Origin of the sequence: Aeromonas simiae, assembly GCF_014892695.1 — a bacterium.
Taxonomy (GTDB): Bacteria; Pseudomonadota; Gammaproteobacteria; order Enterobacterales; family Aeromonadaceae; genus Aeromonas; species Aeromonas simiae.
The window spans coordinates 3,782,285-3,799,379 of record NZ_CP040449.1 but is presented as its reverse complement, the minus strand read 5'-3'; the positions used below and the strand labels follow the sequence as shown (position 1 = coordinate 3,799,379).

The window sequence follows — 17,095 nt, the reverse complement described above, 5'->3', positions numbered from 1 at the left end:
GACTTGTGCCCCGTTACTTCGGGTCGGGACATTGGTTTCACACGGTGCGCTATTCTTGCCCGGCACACTCCACATCTCAAGCGGTGGCCGTATAATGCGGGCATTTCGCCTTCAGGAGATCACGCCATGAGCAATCGGGTCATCTATCCGGGGACGTTCGATCCCGTCACCAACGGCCATACCGACCTCATCAACCGCGCCGCCCATCTGTTTGACGAGGTGATTGTCGGTGTCGCCGCCAGCCCGAGCAAGCGCCCCCTGTTCGATCTCGAGGAGCGGGTCGCCCTGCTGCAACAGGTCACAGCAGCGCAGCCCAATGTCACCGTGGTGGGCTTCTCCGGCCTGCTGGTGGAGTTCGCCCGCCAGCATGGCGCCAACGTGCTGATCCGCGGTCTGCGCGCCGTCTCCGACTTCGAGTACGAGTTCCAGCTGGCCAACATGAACCGCCGCCTGATGCCAGAGCTCGAGAGCGTCTTTTTGACCCCGGCACAGGAGAACTCGTTTATCTCCTCCAGCCTGATCAAGGAGGTGGCGCTGCACGGCGGCGACATCGATCAGTTCGTCGACCCGCTGGTGGCAAAGGCCATCAACGCCAAGCTGGCCGCCCGCTCCGCTTAACGCGGGAACTGCTCAGCCATGCGTTGGGCCAGCGCATCCAGCCACTCGTAGCGGCGCCGATACATGGCCCGCTTCTTGGAAGCGATCTCCTCGAGTGGCTTGCGTTCGACCTGGCCCAACTGGACGAAGTTGTCATCCAGCACCGTGGCGCCAAACTCTTCCCACAACTCGTCATAGTCAGCTTGCAAGTTGGCCTTCTGCTTGCTGCTGTAGCGCTTGGCCTGGAATACGTGGGCTTGGGTGCGCACCGCCCGTACCCGGCGGGCACCGAGCCGTTCGGCCAGCATCAGCACCAGCATCACCACCAGTGACTTGGGTCGCAGTCCATGGGCCTGCTTGGTGAGGACGCGTACCCGCCCTTGGGCATCGTCGATCGAAGGCTCCGGCCCCTGCATGGAGCCGATCACCAGCCCGATGCCATCACCGACCCGCTCGAGAGAGAAGGCGCAGCTGTAGAGCCGTTTGTCCTGCTCGTCGAGAATAGAGAAAGAGAGCTCGGCCTCGCGACGGAAGGTGCCGTCATAGCGCAGCACGATGCGCGCCTGCTCTTCGGGCAGGGGGCCAAAATCCAACCCTTGCTCCAGATAGAGCGAGCGGATCAGCTCGGGATAGAGGGAGAGCAGCAGGCGATAGTGCTCCTCGAGCATCTCAACCCGCTGCGCGGCGCTGGAGCCGGCGAAGCGGTAAGGACGCAGCGGCTTGTCGAGCAGCTCGTGGTAGCGCGCCGGCAACTCGCGCAGGCCCGGCTCCTGGAACAGCTGGAAAATACGGGTCAACTCGTTGCGATAGAACAGGCTGCGCAGCCGGAACTTGATGCGATTGAAGGTGACGCGTGACGAGCCGTCGGGGTAGAGATACTGCGCCATGGCGGCAGCATCATAGCGTTGCCGGCTAGCCAATTCAGGCCAGCTCATGCGAGATGGAGTCATGATGTTCTCTCAATTCAATAACTGCACCGGATCCTAGGGAAGCTGACGCGGCAAGGCAACCCGGAGCAATAGGCCGTGACAAGATGGTTCAGTGCTGGCACTCGGGGCAGTAGAAGGTGTTGCGCTGCCCCAGTCGCAGGGAGCGGATCTCGCAGCCGCAGACATAACAGGGCTCGCCAGCCCGACCATAGACCTGCAACTGCTGCACGAAATAACCCGGTTTGCCGTCGGCACTGGTGAAATCCTTCAACGTGGTGCCCCCCTGCTTGATGGCTTCGGTCAGCACCCGCTTTATCTCTGCCACCAGCTCCTCCAGCCGCCCCCGGTCAATCTCACTGGCGGCGCGCTTGGGATGAATGCCGGCGGCAAACAACGCCTCGTTGGCATAGATGTTGCCCACCCCCACCACCACCTGGTTATCCATCAAGAACTGCTTGATGGCGGTGCTGCGCCTCTTGGCGCGCGCTTGCAGGTAATCGGCGTTGAAGGCATCGGTAAGCGGCTCAGGGCCCAGTTTGGCCAGCAGGGCGTGCGCCTCGGCCGGATCGCGGGTCCACAGCAAGGCGCCGAAGCGGCGCGGATCATTGAGCCGCAGCAGTTTGCCATTCTCCAGCTCGATATCCACGTGATCGTGTTTCTCTGCCGGCGTGCCGATCGGTAACACCCGCAGGCTGCCCGACATCCCCAGATGCAGGATGGCGGTACCAAAATCGGTCTCCAGCAGCAGGTACTTGGCGCGCCGGCTGACCCGGCGGATGGTGAGCCCGGCCAGCTCCTGGATCTCTCCCGGCACCGGCCAACGCAGACGACCATCACGCACCACCACGCGGCATACGGCGACACCAGTCAGCCAGGGGGCGATCCCCTGCCGGCTCACCTCGACTTCTGGTAATTCAGGCATTCAACGACTCCGCCTCACTCTTTGACCACCAGCCCAGGGGCCAGCAGCGAACGGTATTGCTGCTCGCTCAGGGCAAGCCAGCGATCCGGCGGCAGCAGGGCGGCATACTGGCCGTTGTCCTGGTACAGACCGATTTCGATCGGCTCATCGCGCCCGGCCACCCACACCTTGAGCACCACGGGCACACCGCGCAGCGCCGTGGCCGCAGGCAATGACCAGCGGCTCCATTCGCGGATGCGCATATCGAGCGCGGCGGCATCCAGCCCCAGATCAGGCCGGCTACGCCAGCCCTGACCAAGCCGCTCAATCTGCCAGCTCGGCCCCTGCCAGGTGAGCACGACCGCATCGGCAGGCAACAGTGGCCGCTCACGATCGCGGCTGTTGATCTCCTGCATCTGATCCATACGGTGCAGCAGCGTGATGGCGGCGAGTACACCGACGATGATGACGTTGTTCCAGCCCTTGCGGGAGAGTCGCAGCATGGGTCCTCCTGGTGCAGCAGGCAGTGTATGTGGATCGCCGATATAAAAAAACCCGGCCGAAGCCGGGTTTTTTGGGAGAGCAGGATCAATTACTTGATCTTGCCTTCCTTGTAGATCACATGCTGGCGAACGACCGGATCAAATTTCTTGATCTCCATCTTTTCGGGCATGGTGCGCTTGTTCTTGGTAGTGGTATAGAAGTGACCAGTACCGGCGCTGGAGTTCAGGCGAATCTTCTCGCGAATACCTTTAGCCATGATTTAGCTCCTTATACCTTCTCGCCGCGGGCGCGCAGTTCGGCCAGAACGACCTCTACGCCACGCTTGTCGATGATACGCATGCCCTTAGCGGATACGCGCAGGCTTACGAAGCGCTTTTCACTCTCAACCCAAAAACGGTGAGTGTGCAGGTTCGGCAGGAAACGACGCTTGGTAGCGTTGTTAGCGTGCGAACGGTTGTTACCAACTGCCGGACGCTTGCCGGTTACTTGGCATACTCTAGACATGTCAGTCTCTCCAAATCTTACTTCTTGCTCGAGCAAATATTTGCCCCGCTGGCCTTCGATTGCGGGGCAAACAGAAGGCGGCATTTTATACAGCATCTGTGATCAAAGATCAACAAAAACGGGGCCCAGCGCCGCCGGCCATTCAGAGCCAACCACGCTCAGCAAAGGAAACCGTGATGCCGTCACCGATCACCAGATGATCCAGGACTCGCACATCGATCAGGGCCAGCGCAGCGAGGATCCGTTCCGTGAGCTGGCGATCGGCCCGGCTGGGCTCGGCCACACCGGACGGGTGATTATGCGCCAGAATCACTGCCGCTGCATTATGTTTGATGACGATCCGCACAATTTCCCGTGGCCAGACGCTGGCTCCAGCCAAGGTTCCCTGAAACAACTCCTCGTCGTGCACCACCCTGTGCTGGCTGTCGAGCAGCAGCAACAGGAACACCTCCCGTTCGCGATCGCGTAATCTGGCCTGCAAATAATCACGGGTCAGCAAGGGGCTGGTGAGGGGGTCGCCACGGCGCAGCGGCTCACCCAGATAACGGCGCGACATCTCCAGCACCGCCTGTAACTGCACGAACTTGGCCTCGCCGAGGCCATGGCTGCGGCAGAACGCTTGGCGATCGGCCCCGAGCAAGGCTCGCAGTGAGCCGTGCTCATTAAGCAACCCCCGAGCCAGCGCCACCGCATCCATGCCACGCACTCCGGTGCGCAAAAAGATGGCCAGCAGCTCCGCATCCGAGAGGGCCTCCGGCCCCTTTTGCAGCAATTTTTCACGCGGCCGCTCAGCGGCCGGCCACTCCTTGATCCCCATCCCACGCTCCTCCCCTGGTCTGCATCAACCATAGCCGGCGCGGCAGCCTCCGTGCGTTTTCGGTTCCTTGACCTCACCCCACTGTGCTCGCCAGCACGGTGTGTTATCTTAGCCGACCAGTATTCAGACAGTCTGGAATTGCCCATGAGATTGGCCGACAAACGCATCCTGCTTGGCATCAGTGGCGGCATCGCCGCCTACAAGAGTGCGGAACTGGTGCGCCGCCTGAAAGATCAGGGGGCCGAAGTGCGCGTGGTGATGACCCGCTCCGCCAAGGAGTTCATCACCCCGCTGACCTTGCAGGCGGTGTCGGGCCATGCGGTGGCCGACAGCCTGCTCGATCCGGCCGCCGAGGCCGGCATGGGCCACATCGAGCTGGCCAAGTGGGCCGATCTGGTGCTGATCGCCCCGGCCAGTGCCAATCTGATGGCGCGCCTGGCCGCCGGCATGGCCGATGAGCTGCTCACCACCCTCTGCTTGGCCACGCCGGCCCCCGTCGCCCTGGCGCCGGCCATGAACCAGCAGATGTACCGTAACGCCGCCACCCAGGCCAATCTGGCCACCCTGGCCAGTCGCGGCCTCCAACTGTGGGGGCCCGACTCCGGCAGCCAGGCCTGCGGCGATGTGGGCCCTGGCCGCATGCTCGATCCGCTCGAGCTAGTCGAACGCTGTGTGGCCGCCCTGGCACCGGCGCAAACGCTGGCCGGTCTGCGCCTGCTGTTGACCGCTGGGCCGACCCGCGAGGCTCTCGACCCGGTGCGCTACATCAGCAACCACAGTTCGGGCAAGATGGGCTTTGCCCTGGCCCGCGCCGCCGCCGAGCTGGGCGCCGAGGTAACCTTGGTGAGCGGCCCTGTGACCCTGACCACCCCGCCCGGCGTCACCCGGGTCGACGTGGAGAGCGCCGAGCAGATGCACGCCGCCGTGATGGAGCGCGTCAGACAACACGATATTTTCATCGGCTGCGCCGCCGTGGCGGACTATCGTCCGGCACAGATCAGTGCACAAAAGATCAAGAAAACCGCCGATAACGACGAGATGGTGCTGCAACTGGTGAAGAACCCTGACATCATCGCTGCGGTAGGCGCTCTCGCCAACAAACCCTTCACGGTCGGATTTGCCGCCGAAACCGTGGATGTGGAACAATACGCCCTCGACAAGCTCCACCGTAAACGCCTCGACATGATCGCCGCTAACGACGTGTCGCGCGCCGGACAGGGCTTCAATGCCGATGACAACGCCCTGACCGTGTACTGGCAAGGCGATCGGCGTGAACTGCCACTGAGCGATAAGTTGTCGCTCGCCCGCCACCTGCTCGATTTGGTGGCGGATCGTTATCGATCCAGCCGGGCCCCCGGCACACAACCATAACCACAAGCCGCATGACGACACAGATTGAAGTAAAGATCCTCGACTCCCGTATCGGCCGCGACTATCCGCTGCCTGCCTACGCCACTCCTGGCTCTGCCGGTATGGATCTGCGTGCCCTGTTGGACGAAGCCATCACCCTGGCTCCCGGCGACACCGTTCTGGTACCGACTGGCCTGGCCATCCACATCAAGGATCCGGGTCTGTGCGCCACCATACTGCCGCGCTCCGGTCTTGGCCATAAACACGGTATCGTGCTTGGCAACCTGGTCGGTCTTATCGACTCCGATTATCAGGGCCAGCTGATGGTCTCGGTCTGGAACCGTGGCCAGGAGAGCTTCACCATGCAGCCTGGCGAGCGTATCGCCCAGTTGGTGATCCTGCCGGTGGTGCAGGCCAGCTTTCAGCTAGTCGAAGAGTTCGATCAGAGCGAGCGGGGTGAGGGCGGCTTCGGCTCCTCTGGCCGCCAATAAAAACCGGACGCTTTGCATTCCGGGATAAGAAAGATAAGCCATTGTTTTTAGGGGAATATATGGCAAGCAGTCAATTGAAACAGAGCCGGCGGGAGCAGATCCTGCAGGCCCTGGCCCACATGCTGGAGACCAGTCCGGGGCAGCGCATCACCACCGCCCGGCTGGCCGCTGAGGTGGGGGTTTCGGAAGCCGCGCTGTACCGCCACTTCCCCAGCAAGGCCAGGATGTTCGAGGGATTGATCGATTTCATCGAGGACTCCCTGCTATCTCGAGTCAACCTTATCCTCAGCGAGGAGAAGGAGACCATGGCGCGTTGCCGACATATCCTGCAACTGCTGCTGGTGTTCGCCGAGCGTAACCCCGGTATCACACGCATCCTCAACGGCGATGCCCTGCTCGGCGAGAACGAGCGGCTGCGCGATCGTATCGGCATGCTGTTTGACAAGCTGGAGACCCAGCTCAAGCAGGTGCTGCGTGAGAAACGACTGCGCGAAGGACAAGGTTTCCAGCTCGATGAAGGCATGCTGGCCAACCTGCTGCTGGCCTATGCCGAAGGGCGCATCAGCCAGTTTGTGCGCTCTGAGTTCAAACACAAGCCGACCGCCGGCTTCGAGGAGCAGTGGACTTTCATCCGCAGCCAGTTGCTGCAAAGTTGAACGCCATCGCTCCCATGCTCCAGAGGGAGGCCTTGGCCTCCCTCTGCTTTTTTATTGTCCACCCAACGACGATGAATGTCGCAATCCCGTGCACTAATGCTGCATTTTGCGCTCATCTTTCATGACCCACAGGAGATTCCATGGAACCTGAGATCCTCAACCAAGCACAGACCTGGCTGGTCCAAAATCAGGGGCTCATCATCGAGTACTGCGTGAATATCGCCGCCGCCCTGCTCACCCTGCTGCTCGGCTACATCGCCGCCAACCTGATCAGCAGCGCCGTGGTGAAAGTGATGAAGGGACGCAAGCTCGACATCACCATCACCGAGTTCGTCGGCAACATCCTCAAGTACGCCATTCTGGTGTTCGTGGTGATCGCGGCACTGGGCCGGGTCGGGGTACAGACCGCCTCCTTCGTGGCCATCATCGGTGCCGCCGGTCTGGCCATCGGTCTGGCGTTGCAAGGCTCGCTCTCCAACTTTGCTGCCGGCTTCCTGCTTATCATCTTCCGTCCGATCAAGGCCGGTGAGTTCATCGAAGTGGCCGGCACCAGCGGTGTAGTGCAGTCGGTACAACTGTTCACCACCACCCTCACTTCGGGCGACAACAAAATGGTGGTGGTGCCCAACTCCTCCATCCTCAACGGCACCATCATCAACTTCTCGCGTATGGAGACCCGCCGCATCGACATGACCTTCGGCATCGGTTATGACTCCGATCTGCGCAAGGCCAAGCAGATCCTTGAGCGGCTGGTCAATGAAGAGCCGCGCATCCTGAAGAACCCGACCGCCACCATCGCCGTCGCTGCGCTGGCCGACTCCTCGGTCGATATCGTGGTACGCCCCTGGGTCAAGACCGGTGATTACTGGGGAGTCTGGTTCGACTTCCACGAGAAGGTGAAGCTGGCCTTCGACGCTGAAGGCATCGATATCCCCTTCCCGCAGCGCGTCGTGCACATGAAGCAAGCATAACTGCGCCCGTCATGAAAAAGGCCGCCCCGTGGGGCGGCCTTTTTATTGGCGTGGTGAGCGTTACTGCTTGAGCAAGGAGGCATCCGTCACCACCACGGCCTGCCCCCCGCTGGCGAAGAAGCTACCAAACTCCTTTTGCAGCTCGCGGGTCACCAGACCGCTCTCATCGTTGCCGTCCGGCGCCAGCAGTGAACCATGACCCCCTTCCACGAAGCGGGCGGCGTGATGGATGGCCCCCAACTGGGTGTCGCCGAGATCGCTCAGCCCGAGCACCTTGAACAGCGGCTCGGTACCGCCCAGCGGTGCACTAGCGATCTGGTTCGGGATCACCCGATCCGAGAGATTGAGCGCACCATCCCCGACGATCTCGGTGGCAAACAGCTTGAAGTCCGGGCTGATGGCGGCCCCCAGGTTGATCGGATCGGCCGAGTCGAGCACCGACTGGGCAGCAAAGCTGTAGCTGGCCAGGGTACTGGCTGCACTGGCCTGAGTGGCCGCACTCTGGCTCGGCAGGAACTCGTTGACGAAGCAGGTCGGCGCCGGCGTCTTGCAATTCGGGGCGTAGGCCGCAAAGGCGTTCTTGAGATCGGCAGAGCCTCCGGTCAGCACCCCGTACTGGAGAGTGGGGCCAAAGGTTGGCGAATTGAGCAGCAGCGGGGCGATGCCGCCGCCCGGCATGGCCAGCGCACCGCTTTCGAACTCAAACAGGGCATCGGCCAGCGGGTTACCCAGTTTCTGGTTGGCAACCGCCAGCAAGTTGGTGCCGGCAATGGCCCCCAGAGAGTGACCGAGGAAGTGCACCTTCAGGCCACCGGGCGTGCCAATCTGGGTGCCCAGCCCCTTGGCATTGGCCAGCCCCACCGCCAGACGCAGGCCGAGCAGGTCAGCCACGCTCTGCTTGAGGTTATCGCGCGCCACGGTCAGGTAGCTCAGGTTCAGATAGGGGGTGGGATTGCTGCTGGTGGTGACGGTGGCTTCGCTGCCGCTCAGGGCGTAGCCACGCTCACCGTGCAGCGGGTGATCGATCACCACCACCGCGATCTGCTTGGCCGTGGGTTGGGCCTGTAGGCCGGCACCGATCTGGCTCAGGGCCAGGGCATAGGCGTTCTCCTTCACCGAGGTGACGCCATGCTGGTAGATGATGACATCGGTCACGGCGGAGAGCGGTGCCGCCGCGAAGATGCGTAGCGGCACCGACTGCACCTCTTCCAACGCTGGCAGCGGGTTGAAGCGACCGATGTTGCGCTGGGCATCGAGGGGCTTGCCCCCCGAGGTGAGGCTCACGCCGATCAGCTTGCTCGCCTCGGCCAGCAGTTCGCTCTGGCGCGTCGGGTCGGCAATCAGCTCGCCCAGCAACTGCGGATCGACGCCGGCCGCAGCCAGACCGCCGATCACCTCCTTGTCACCTGCCTTGAGGGCATTGGCAATGGCATAGAGGCTGTCGATGGCACCCTGCCATGACTGACCCTTGGCCTTATCCCAAGAGCCGGCCAGCGCCGGGGTGGAGAGGAAATAGGGGAGCTTGACGCTGCCGCTGTATACCGCTGTGTTATTGGCCAGCCCCTTGAGCTGCGGATCAGCCTCAATGGCCGCGGCTAGCTGCTCCTTCGATGCCTGCGGCAGGAAGGGCTCGGCCGCCAGGCGGGTCAGAAACGCGCTGCCCGCATCGATATCGCTCAGGGTATAGGTGAGCGGCAGGCTGGTGTTGCCGTGGGCATCCTGCTTCCACAAGGCGGCGGCGTCCAGACTCGGTGACGTGAGCACGCTGGCGGCGGCCCCCTTGACGGCCACCAGCACATCGGCGCCGGACTGGGTGGCGAACCAGTCGGAGAAGATCACCTGCTCCGACTTGATGCCGGTAGCCTGCAAGAACAACTCCTCCTGTAGGGCAATCATGCCGTGCAGGGTCTGCGAGGTGGCACTCTCACCCGCGCTGGCACGGATATCGGCATAGTCATCCCCGGCGCGCAGCGGGTTGCCGGTGCTGTCCTTGAGGGCCGTGGTCGCCACCATCATGTAGTAAGAAGAAGGATTGAGAGGCTTGAGCGGCACCACGGCCAGCTTGCCACCACTGCCGGTCACGATGAAATCACTCCCGTAGACCAACTGCTGCTTGATGCCGGAAGGGCGCAAGGTGCGGCTGTCGAACTCCAACTCAAAGACATAGATCGGAGCCACGGCGGCGCTGAAGGTGGCAGCGGCCGGTGTCGGCACGCTGATGCCCGCCGCGGTGACCGGCACCAGTTGGATCGCCTGAGTCGTGGACCAGCCATCCAGGGTGGAGAGGGCGGAGACCGGGTTGGAGAGATCGCTGGTCTCGGTTGAGAACTTGAGCGTGCCGTCGCTGTCACGGGCAGCCAGGGCGCTGGGGCGCACGCCATTGGCGCCGCTCAGCAGGTAACTCAGGGTGCTGGAGGTGTCGTCCTTGTTGTCACCACCGCAAGCGGCCAACAGGGCACTGGCCACGGCAGCAAAAATCAGCTTCTTTTTCATGTTTTTGTCTCATTATTGTGAACTTGTACCTGACGGGGGCGGGGTAATGGGTTCCAACCCGCCCCAAGACATTAACATGAAGGCAACAAATGAAAAGCCTCTGGTCAGTCATCGGATCTTACTGCCTGAACAAAAATGCGACACGGCCCTCATCCTGAAAACGGGCAGACTAGCATGCCCACTCCGCTCGCCCACTCCGACCCGCGCCGATCCGGATCACAGGCTGCCGCATGCCGCTCGGCAGGATCGGTCAATCCGGGTAGAATGGCGGCAACCAGAAGGAGATTCCGATGATTGACCCGAAGAAACTCGAAGAGATCGCCAAGCAGATCCACAACGCCATGCCGCCCGGCATCAAGAGCATGGGTGAGGAAGTAGAGAAGAAGATTCGCCAGGTGCTGCAAGCCCAGCTCGGCAAGCTGGATCTGGTCAACCGCGAGGAGTTCGATGTGCAGACCAAGGTGCTGCTGCGTACTCGTGAGAAACTGGCAGCCCTCGAAGCCAAGCTGGAGCAGCTCGAAAAGCAGCTCAGCGACAAGGGCGAATAAGCGCCAAATCCGGTAACGGGCCTACACCTGCAACAGATGCCAGGCCCGCTTTCCTTGTTCCTTAGCCTGATACATGGCCCGATCCGCCAGATCCAAGGCAGTCTCGAACGCCAGCTCACCCCGCCACACCGCAATCCCGATACTCATGCCAACCCGCAGCGCTGAGCCCGGCGCCGGCGCGAACGCCTGCACCCGCGCCAGCAGCACCTCGGCCAACGCGGCCAGGGTCGCCGGCTCTGCCACACCAGCCAGATAGACCACAAACTCGTCGCCACCATAACGACCACATACCGCCTGTGGTGCCAGCTCATGTAACCATTCGCCCATGCGCTGCAATACCCGATCGCCGCAAACATGGCCAAATAGATCGTTGATTTCCTTGAAGTCATCCAGATCGATGAACAGCAGGGCTGCCGGCCCCACCAGATGCTCCCCCCCGAGTGACTGGCGCAGCCCCTGCCGGTTGAGCAGGCCGGTCAGCGCATCCCGGCATGCCTGCTCGGCCAGGCGCCGCTCGTACTCCTTGCGCTGGGTAATGTCGATGTGAGCCCCCATGATGCGCAGCGGCCGCCCCTCCTCATCCCACTCGATAACTCGGCCGCGATCCCACAACCAGGTCACTTCCCCCTGCGGGCTGAGGGTTCGGTATTCGGCCTCATAGAAGGGCGTCTTGCCGGCCAGGTGACTGAAATAATTGTATTGGGCCCGCTCGCTGTCGTCCGGGTGCAGCTTGGCACGCCACACATCGAAGTGGGGCGCCATGTCGCCGGCCTGAAAATTTTGCAAGTTGAACACCCGCAGCTCACCGGTCTGTACCAGCCCCTGCCACAGGCAGAGACCGGTGCCATCAAGCGCCGCGTTGAGCTTCTCCTGCAACTGGCGATTTTCCTGTTCAAGGCGCGCCAACTCGGCCCGCAGCCCAGTCAGTTCATCCGCAGCAATCAGCCGGGTACCGTCTGCGGCAACCCCCTCACTGATCGGGCGAAGCTTATATTCGGATGCAGTCATGAGCACCTTCACTCCCTTGTATGGCTGGCTCCATCAGAATGCGACTCTCCGGACAGATTCAGGAGAGGCTGCCATCATGGTGAAATTTACGGCGAAATGCCATGGTCAGATGCAAATCGCCGAGCCGGACTCACAACGAAAGAGCCCCCGCATTGGCGGGGGCCCGAGTCGTCATGCAACCGGCTCAGATGAACTCGTAGGCATCGCCGAAGATGCGCTCCGGTTCAGCCCCGAGCAGCTTGAAATCTTCGCGGGCGGCACCGGCCATCTCGAAGCGGCCCGCCACATAGATGTCGTAGTCGTGCAGACTGACGAAGTCGTCCATGATCGCCTTGTGCACCAGGCCACTGCGACCGTGCCAGCCGGCATCCGGCTCCTGCACCACAGGGACAAAGGTGAGCGGGGCATAGTGCTGCTCAAGGGCGCACATCTCATCAAACTCATAGAGCCAGTGAGCCTGACGTACCCCCCAATAGACGAACACGGGGCGCTCACTGCCGCTGTCGACCAGCTGCTGCAATATGCTGCGCACGTAGGAGAAACCCGTGCCTCCGGCCATCAGGATCAGCGGGCGGGGCGAACTTTCGCGCAAGAAGGCCTTGCCAGCCGCCAGCTCCACCTCGATCTCGCCTTGCTCGCGCATGCGCGCCAGCACCTGACCGGCATAGGCGTTCTCCGCCGTGGCGCCAATTTGCAGCTCCAGCCCGGAGCGGGTGGGGGCGTTGGCAATGGAGAAGGGGCGCTTATCCGAGTCGCTCATCACCACCAGCAGGTACTGACCTGGCTTGAAGGCAACCGCCTCAGCAGGCTCCAGGCCGACTTGCCAGATGGTCTCCACCACTTCGCGCAACTCCGTTACGCGGCACTTGATTCGTTGCATGCGTTTCCTTTCACGGTGGTCTCGGCCACCTCGCTCATGTTCTTCATTGTGATGATCGGTGCCTGCGCACCGATCAGTCGAGAATACCCAGTTCGTCCCAGATAGCGTCAATTTTCTGCGTCACCGCCGGGTCCTGGACGATGGGCTGACCCCATTCGCGGTCAGTCTCGCCCGGCCACTTGTTGGTGGCATCCATCCCCATCTTGGAGCCAAGCCCCGATACCGGTGAGGCGAAATCGAGGTAGTCGATCGGGGTGTGCTCGATCAGGGTAGTGTCGCGCGCCGGGTCCATCCGCGTAGTGATGGCCCAGATCACGTCTTTCCAGTCGCGGGCGTTGATGTCGTCATCACACACTATCACGAACTTGGTGTACATAAACTGACGCAGGAAGGACCAGACCCCCAGCATCACCCGCTTGGCATGGCCGGGGTAACGCTTCTTGATGGTGACGACCGCCATCCGGTAGGAGCACCCCTCCGGCGGCAGGTAGAAATCAACGATCTCGGGGAACTGCTTTTGTAACAGCGGCACGAACACCTCGTTGAGGGCCACCCCGAGCACTGCCGGCTCATCGGGCGGGCGGCCGGTATAGGTGCTGTGATAGATGGCATCCTTACGCAGGGTCATGTGGGTGATGGTGAAGACCGGGAACTCATCCACTTCGTTGTAGTAGCCGGTGTGATCGCCATAGGGGCCCTCGGGAGCCTGCTCACCCGGCTCCAGATAGCCCTCCAGCACGATCTCGGCGCTGGCTGGCACCTCTAGATCGCAACTGATGGCTTTCACCACCTCGGTACGGCTGCCGCGCAGCAAGCCGGCGAAGGCGTACTCAGAGAGGGTGTCAGGCACCGGCGTCACCGCACCGAGAATGGTCGCCGGATCGGCGCCAAGCGCCACCACCACGGGGAAGCGCTCACCCGGGTGGGCCTCCTGCCACTCACGAAAATCGATGGCACCGCCACGGTGATCGAGCCAGCGCATGATGAGCTTGTTCTTGCCGATCTTCTGCTGACGGTAAATGCCGAGATTCTGCCGTTTTTTGTAGGGGCCGCGGGTGATGGTCAGTCCCCAGGTCACCAAGGGGGCCACATCACCCGGCCAGCAGTGCTGGATCGGGATGCGGTCGAGATCCACCTCATCACCAGTCAGTACCTGCTCCTGGCAGGGGGCCGACGAGAGCCGCTTGGTCGGCATGTTGAGCACCTGCTTGAAGATCGGCAGTTTCTCCATCAGCTCCCTGAATCCTTTGGGCGGCTCCGGCTCCTTGAGGTAGGAGAGCCAGGTTCCCACCTGGCGCAGGGCGCCCACATCGGGCTGGCCCATGCCCATGGCCACCCGATCCGGCGTACCGAACAGGTTGGCCAGCACCGGCATCTGATATCCCTTGGGGTTCTCAAACAGCAGGGCAGGACCGCCAGCACGCAGGGTGCGGTCACAGATCTCGGTCATCTCGAGATAGGGATCGATCTCGCGGCTGATCCGCTTGAGCTGACCCTGCGCCTCGAGCTGTGCGATGAAATCTCGTAAATCCTTGTATTTCATAAGGCTACCGCGTTGGGATTCGGGGGGATCACAGTATACCGCCAAGGGCCCTCAGGGGCGACCCGGCTCCAGATTGGCATGACCACCACCTTGCTCGTGTAGTAGCCGATCCGCCAGCAGGATCAGTTGCAGCGATTCGGCGCGCGGCTTGAGCAATTTGGCCAGCGCCACCCCATCCGGCCCGATACCAAGCTCCCGATGCAGATAACTGCGCACCGGATCGGGCAGGGGATGCAATGCCCCGAGCGCCAGCATGGCGGCACTGTTGAGCCCTGGCTCGGCAGCAGCAGACAGCAGCAGCTCACCTGCCGCATTCCCCTCATGGAACCGGGAAACCAGTGCCAAGGCGCGCAGGGAGTCGTCATCCACCGGGCGCCGCCACAAGGTAAAAAACAGCTCGGACAAGCCGGTATAGTCGAGCAGGGTGTAGATCAGGCGGTTATCCGGCAGATAGAGCGGTGTACGGGCCACGGCCTGAGCCAGTTGCAGCCTGACCGGGTTCGGAGCCTGCGCCAGCGCCGCCAGCAGGGCACTCTGCTGGCGCTCCAGATCCGGGTTGTTCCAGCGATAGATAGAGCGCAGGTTCAACTTGCCCGCCGCCAGTTCATAACCATATTGTCCCTGCCAGTCGAGCTGCTGCCAGCTCTGTAGCAGCCGGCGAGCCAAAGCCGGGTAGTCATAGCGGGGCAGGGAGACCAGAAAGCCATCCTGCGTCTGTGAAGTGAGGGTGCTCGGCACCCGCTTGCTCTGCGCTGCCACCCAGGTTCGGGTCGGTGCCGCTGGCCGCTCCGAGCCGGAGAGGCCTTGCAACAACCACCAGCGCAACGGCTCGGACTGAGCGCTGGGGAGGGAGTCGAGGAAGGTATCGAGCGCCGCCAACTGCCCCTGTTGCAGACGTGCCGTCAGATAGGGCAGGTGTTCGCTCGGACGAGCCCTCTGGTAGTCGTCATCGGCCATGGCGGTCAGGCTCAGCACGAGCGTGGCGCAGGCGATCAGCATCCTTCTCATCGTGTTCCCATTCCCTCTGGAGCCCCAGGCCATAGTGCGTAAATACTCGCCCGCCAGCAAATGAAAACCGCGACCCTAAGGCCGCGGTTGTCGCATCGTAATGGATTACTTCTGCTGACGTTTCATCGAGTCAAAAAACTCGTCATTAGTTTTGGTCGCCGCCAGCTTGTCGATGAGGAACTCGATACTGTCGATCTCACCCATGGGGTGAATGATTTTGCGCAGGATCCATATCTTTTGCAGCTCGTCCGGAGCCGTCAGTAGCTCTTCCTTACGGGTACCGGAGCGGGTGATGTCGATGGCCGGATAGACACGCTTCTCGGCGATCTTGCGAGACAGGTGCAGTTCCATGTTACCGGTGCCCTTGAACTCTTCGTAGATCACTTCGTCCATCTTGGAGCCGGTGTCGATCAGCGCGGTCGCGATGATGGTCAGGCTGCCGCCCTCCTCAACATTACGGGCAGCACCGAAGAAGCGCTTCGGACGATGCAGGGCGTTGGCATCCACACCACCGGTCAGTACCTTGCCGGATGACGGGATGACAGTGTTGTAGGCACGCGCCAGACGGGTGATGGAGTCGAGCAGGATGACGACATCCTTCTTGTGCTCGACCAGGCGCTTGGCCTTCTCGATCACCATCTCTGCCACCTGCACGTGACGGGCCGCCGGCTCGTCGAAGGTGGAGGCGATCACTTCCCCCTTAACCATGCGCTGCATCTCGGTCACTTCTTCCGGACGCTCGTCAATGAGCAGCACGATCAGCTCACAGTCGGGGTGGTTGTAAGCGATGCTCTGGGCGATGTTTTGCAGCAGCATGGTCTTACCGGCCTTGGGCGGTGCGACGATGAGGCCACGCTGGCCCTTACCGATCGGGGAGGCGAGATCCAGTACACGCGCAGTGATATCCTCGGTGGAGCCATTGCCACGCTCCATGCGCAGACGCTCGTTGGCGTGCAGCGGGGTGAGGTTTTCAAACAGGATCTTGTTGCGAGCGTTTTCCGGGCGGTCATAGTTGATGTTGTCAACTTTGAGCAGGGCAAAGTAGCGTTCACCCTCTTTCGGCGGGCGGATCTTGCCGGCAATGGTGTCACCGGTGCGCAGGTTGAAACGGCGGATCTGGCTGGGGGAGACATAGATATCGTCCGGGCCTGCCAGATAGGAGCCGTCAGCGCTGCGCAGGAAGCCGAAGCCGTCGGTCAGGATTTCCAGCACACCATCACCGAAGATGTCTTCCCCACCCTTGGCATGGGCTTTCAGGATGGCAAAGATGATGTCTTTCTTGTGCGCCCGCGCCAGATTTTCCAACCCCATAGATTCACCAAGCTTGATCAGCTCAGACACAGGGGTGTTCTTCAATTCAGTCAGGTTCATAGTGGTAAAAATCTGTAAGCAAGGATTGTGAGATGTGGGGGAGTTTGCTGGATTGTTGCTGATTTGCTTGAGGTTGCCCGGTGGCAAAAAGATGAGCAAACGGACAATAAACTAGCACCAATCGGAATGAGCGTCCACTGGCAGAAACTAAAGGAGCGCATTATTGCAATGCGCTCCCCGAATCAATCATTAGATGTTGTTGTCCAGGAACTCTTTAAGTTGAGTCTTGGACAGTGCGCCCACCTTGGTCGCAGCCACTTCGCCGTTTTTGAACAGCAGCAGGGTCGGAATACCGCGGATGCCAAATTTGGGCGGAGTATCAGCGTTGTGATCGATGTTCAACTTAGCAACGGTCACACGGCCTTCATATTCCTGAGCAACTTCATTCAGGATCGGTGCAATCATCTTGCACGGACCACACCATTCGGCCCAGAAATCAACCAGAACGGGACCAGCAGCCTTGAGAACATCTGCCTCGAAGCTGGCATCGCTCAGCTGAACAATCTTGTCACTCATCTCCAACT

19 protein-coding genes are annotated in these 17,095 nt (G+C 61.5%); 6 read left to right on the top strand and 13 right to left on the bottom strand.

Annotated elements, in window-relative coordinates; translation table 11 throughout:
- Nucleotides 1-126: 126 nt before the first annotated feature.
- Nucleotides 127-618, top strand: a complete 492-nt coding sequence (gene coaD / locus FE240_RS18105) for a pantetheine-phosphate adenylyltransferase (RefSeq protein WP_042047622.1) — start codon at nt 127-129, stop codon at nt 616-618.
- Here the strand turns inward: coaD and FE240_RS18100 are convergent.
- The 6 genes from FE240_RS18100 to radC form a co-directional block, all read right to left on the bottom strand.
- Complete coding sequence (locus FE240_RS18100) at nt 615-1,484, bottom strand: VirK/YbjX family protein (protein WP_193004598.1); 870 nt, start codon at nt 1,482-1,484, stop codon at nt 615-617. The genes coaD and FE240_RS18100 overlap by 4 nt on opposite strands.
- Nucleotides 1,485-1,635: 151 nt before the next feature.
- On the bottom strand, nt 1,636-2,448 hold the full coding sequence (gene mutM, locus FE240_RS18095) for a bifunctional DNA-formamidopyrimidine glycosylase/DNA-(apurinic or apyrimidinic site) lyase (protein ID WP_193002842.1): 813 nt from the start codon (nt 2,446-2,448) through the stop codon (nt 1,636-1,638).
- Nucleotides 2,449-2,462: 14 nt separating this feature from the next.
- Nucleotides 2,463-2,930: a hypothetical protein gene (locus FE240_RS18090; RefSeq protein WP_193002841.1), complete on the bottom strand. Its 468-nt coding sequence runs from the start codon at nt 2,928-2,930 to the stop codon at nt 2,463-2,465.
- A gap of 89 nt (nt 2,931-3,019) precedes the next feature.
- Nucleotides 3,020-3,187 carry a 50S ribosomal protein L33 gene (gene rpmG / locus FE240_RS18085; protein ID WP_005307500.1) on the bottom strand — a complete coding sequence of 56 codons (168 nt, stop codon included), beginning with the start codon at nt 3,185-3,187 and terminating at the stop codon, nt 3,020-3,022.
- A gap of 11 nt (nt 3,188-3,198) precedes the next feature.
- A complete protein-coding gene (gene rpmB / locus FE240_RS18080; protein ID WP_005349438.1) occupies nt 3,199-3,435 on the bottom strand; it encodes a 50S ribosomal protein L28 in 237 nt (78 codons plus the stop codon).
- A 142-nt stretch (nt 3,436-3,577) separates the two neighbouring features.
- Nucleotides 3,578-4,252: a RadC family protein gene (gene radC / locus FE240_RS18075; protein ID WP_193002840.1), complete on the bottom strand. Its 675-nt coding sequence runs from the start codon at nt 4,250-4,252 to the stop codon at nt 3,578-3,580.
- Nucleotides 4,253-4,396: 144 nt separating this feature from the next.
- Between radC and coaBC the strand changes: the two genes are divergently transcribed.
- The 4 genes from coaBC (at nt 4,397) to FE240_RS18055 (ending at nt 7,720) form a co-directional block, all read left to right on the top strand.
- Nucleotides 4,397-5,623, top strand: a complete 1,227-nt coding sequence (gene coaBC, locus FE240_RS18070; RefSeq protein WP_193002839.1) for a bifunctional phosphopantothenoylcysteine decarboxylase/phosphopantothenate--cysteine ligase CoaBC — start codon at nt 4,397-4,399, stop codon at nt 5,621-5,623.
- Nucleotides 5,624-5,634: 11 nt separating this feature from the next.
- Nucleotides 5,635-6,093 carry a dUTP diphosphatase gene (dut, locus tag FE240_RS18065; RefSeq protein ID WP_193002838.1) on the top strand — a complete coding sequence of 153 codons (459 nt, stop codon included), beginning with the start codon at nt 5,635-5,637 and terminating at the stop codon, nt 6,091-6,093.
- A gap of 59 nt (nt 6,094-6,152) precedes the next feature.
- Complete coding sequence (slmA, locus tag FE240_RS18060; RefSeq protein WP_193002837.1) at nt 6,153-6,749, top strand: nucleoid occlusion factor SlmA; 597 nt, start codon at nt 6,153-6,155, stop codon at nt 6,747-6,749.
- Nucleotides 6,750-6,889: 140 nt separating this feature from the next.
- On the top strand, nt 6,890-7,720 hold the full coding sequence (locus FE240_RS18055) for a mechanosensitive ion channel domain-containing protein (RefSeq protein ID WP_193002836.1): 831 nt from the start codon (nt 6,890-6,892) through the stop codon (nt 7,718-7,720).
- Nucleotides 7,721-7,780: 60 nt separating this feature from the next.
- Here the strand turns inward: FE240_RS18055 and FE240_RS18050 are convergent, their stop codons facing one another.
- Nucleotides 7,781-10,213 carry a VolA/Pla-1 family phospholipase gene (locus tag FE240_RS18050; protein WP_193002835.1) on the bottom strand — a complete coding sequence of 811 codons (2,433 nt, stop codon included), beginning with the start codon at nt 10,211-10,213 and terminating at the stop codon, nt 7,781-7,783.
- A gap of 290 nt (nt 10,214-10,503) precedes the next feature.
- Between FE240_RS18050 and ubiK the strand changes: the two genes are divergently transcribed.
- Nucleotides 10,504-10,761 (top strand): ubiquinone biosynthesis accessory factor UbiK, encoded by a 258-nt coding sequence (ubiK, locus tag FE240_RS18045; protein WP_042047637.1) that lies wholly within the window; start codon nt 10,504-10,506, stop codon nt 10,759-10,761.
- 21 nt (nt 10,762-10,782) lie between these two features.
- Here the strand turns inward: ubiK and FE240_RS18040 are convergent, their stop codons facing one another.
- The 6 genes from FE240_RS18040 to trxA all read right to left on the bottom strand — a co-directional run bounded on the left by FE240_RS18040 (nt 10,783) and on the right by trxA (nt 17,087).
- The gene (locus FE240_RS18040; protein ID WP_193002834.1) at nt 10,783-11,769 is read right to left on the bottom strand and encodes a GGDEF domain-containing protein; all 987 of its coding nucleotides are present in this window, start codon (nt 11,767-11,769) and stop codon (nt 10,783-10,785) included.
- Nucleotides 11,770-11,953: 184 nt separating this feature from the next.
- Nucleotides 11,954-12,649, bottom strand: coding sequence for an NAD(P)H-flavin reductase (gene fre / locus FE240_RS18035; protein ID WP_193002833.1), 696 nt, complete (start codon nt 12,647-12,649; stop codon nt 11,954-11,956).
- Nucleotides 12,650-12,722: 73 nt separating this feature from the next.
- A complete protein-coding gene (gene ubiD / locus FE240_RS18030) occupies nt 12,723-14,192 on the bottom strand; it encodes a 4-hydroxy-3-polyprenylbenzoate decarboxylase (protein WP_193002832.1) in 1,470 nt (489 codons plus the stop codon).
- 51 nt (nt 14,193-14,243) lie between these two features.
- Entirely contained in the window at nt 14,244-15,200 is a 957-nt protein-coding gene (locus FE240_RS18025) for a hypothetical protein (RefSeq protein ID WP_193002831.1), read from the bottom strand.
- A gap of 105 nt (nt 15,201-15,305) precedes the next feature.
- Nucleotides 15,306-16,571, bottom strand: coding sequence for a transcription termination factor Rho (gene rho / locus FE240_RS18020; protein ID WP_193002830.1), 1,266 nt, complete (start codon nt 16,569-16,571; stop codon nt 15,306-15,308).
- A gap of 189 nt (nt 16,572-16,760) precedes the next feature.
- Nucleotides 16,761-17,087 carry a thioredoxin TrxA gene (trxA, locus tag FE240_RS18015; protein ID WP_042047643.1) on the bottom strand — a complete coding sequence of 109 codons (327 nt, stop codon included), beginning with the start codon at nt 17,085-17,087 and terminating at the stop codon, nt 16,761-16,763.
- Nucleotides 17,088-17,095 lie beyond the last annotated feature (8 nt).

Excerpts from the sequence above, each read along its gene's own strand:
- ubiD (WP_193002832.1), bottom strand. The coding sequence starts at position 14,192 with ATGAAATACAAGGATTTACGAGATTTCATCGCACAGCTCGAGGCGCAG.
- FE240_RS18040 (WP_193002834.1), bottom strand. The coding sequence starts at position 11,769 with ATGACTGCATCCGAATATAAGCTTCGCCCGATCAGTGAGGGGGTTGCC.
- rpmB (WP_005349438.1), bottom strand. The coding sequence starts at position 3,435 with ATGTCTAGAGTATGCCAAGTAACCGGCAAGCGTCCGGCAGTTGGTAAC.
- rpmG (WP_005307500.1), bottom strand. The coding sequence starts at position 3,187 with ATGGCTAAAGGTATTCGCGAGAAGATTCGCCTGAACTCCAGCGCCGGT.
- mutM (WP_193002842.1), bottom strand. The coding sequence starts at position 2,448 with ATGCCTGAATTACCAGAAGTCGAGGTGAGCCGGCAGGGGATCGCCCCC.
- FE240_RS18100 (WP_193004598.1), bottom strand. The coding sequence starts at position 1,484 with ATGGCGCAGTATCTCTACCCCGACGGCTCGTCACGCGTCACCTTCAAT.
- fre (WP_193002833.1), bottom strand. The coding sequence starts at position 12,649 with ATGCAACGAATCAAGTGCCGCGTAACGGAGTTGCGCGAAGTGGTGGAG.
- slmA (WP_193002837.1), top strand. The coding sequence starts at position 6,153 with ATGGCAAGCAGTCAATTGAAACAGAGCCGGCGGGAGCAGATCCTGCAG.
- ubiK (WP_042047637.1), top strand. The coding sequence starts at position 10,504 with ATGATTGACCCGAAGAAACTCGAAGAGATCGCCAAGCAGATCCACAAC.
- FE240_RS18055 (WP_193002836.1), top strand. The coding sequence starts at position 6,890 with ATGGAACCTGAGATCCTCAACCAAGCACAGACCTGGCTGGTCCAAAAT.
- dut (WP_193002838.1), top strand. The coding sequence starts at position 5,635 with ATGACGACACAGATTGAAGTAAAGATCCTCGACTCCCGTATCGGCCGC.
- FE240_RS18090 (WP_193002841.1), bottom strand. The coding sequence starts at position 2,930 with ATGCTGCGACTCTCCCGCAAGGGCTGGAACAACGTCATCATCGTCGGT.
- coaBC (WP_193002839.1), top strand. The coding sequence starts at position 4,397 with ATGAGATTGGCCGACAAACGCATCCTGCTTGGCATCAGTGGCGGCATC.
- trxA (WP_042047643.1), bottom strand. The coding sequence starts at position 17,087 with ATGAGTGACAAGATTGTTCAGCTGAGCGATGCCAGCTTCGAGGCAGAT.
- radC (WP_193002840.1), bottom strand. The coding sequence starts at position 4,252 with ATGGGGATCAAGGAGTGGCCGGCCGCTGAGCGGCCGCGTGAAAAATTG.
- FE240_RS18025 (WP_193002831.1), bottom strand. The coding sequence starts at position 15,200 with ATGAGAAGGATGCTGATCGCCTGCGCCACGCTCGTGCTGAGCCTGACC.
- FE240_RS18050 (WP_193002835.1), bottom strand. The coding sequence starts at position 10,213 with ATGAAAAAGAAGCTGATTTTTGCTGCCGTGGCCAGTGCCCTGTTGGCC.
- coaD (WP_042047622.1), top strand. The coding sequence starts at position 127 with ATGAGCAATCGGGTCATCTATCCGGGGACGTTCGATCCCGTCACCAAC.
- rho (WP_193002830.1), bottom strand. The coding sequence starts at position 16,571 with ATGAACCTGACTGAATTGAAGAACACCCCTGTGTCTGAGCTGATCAAG.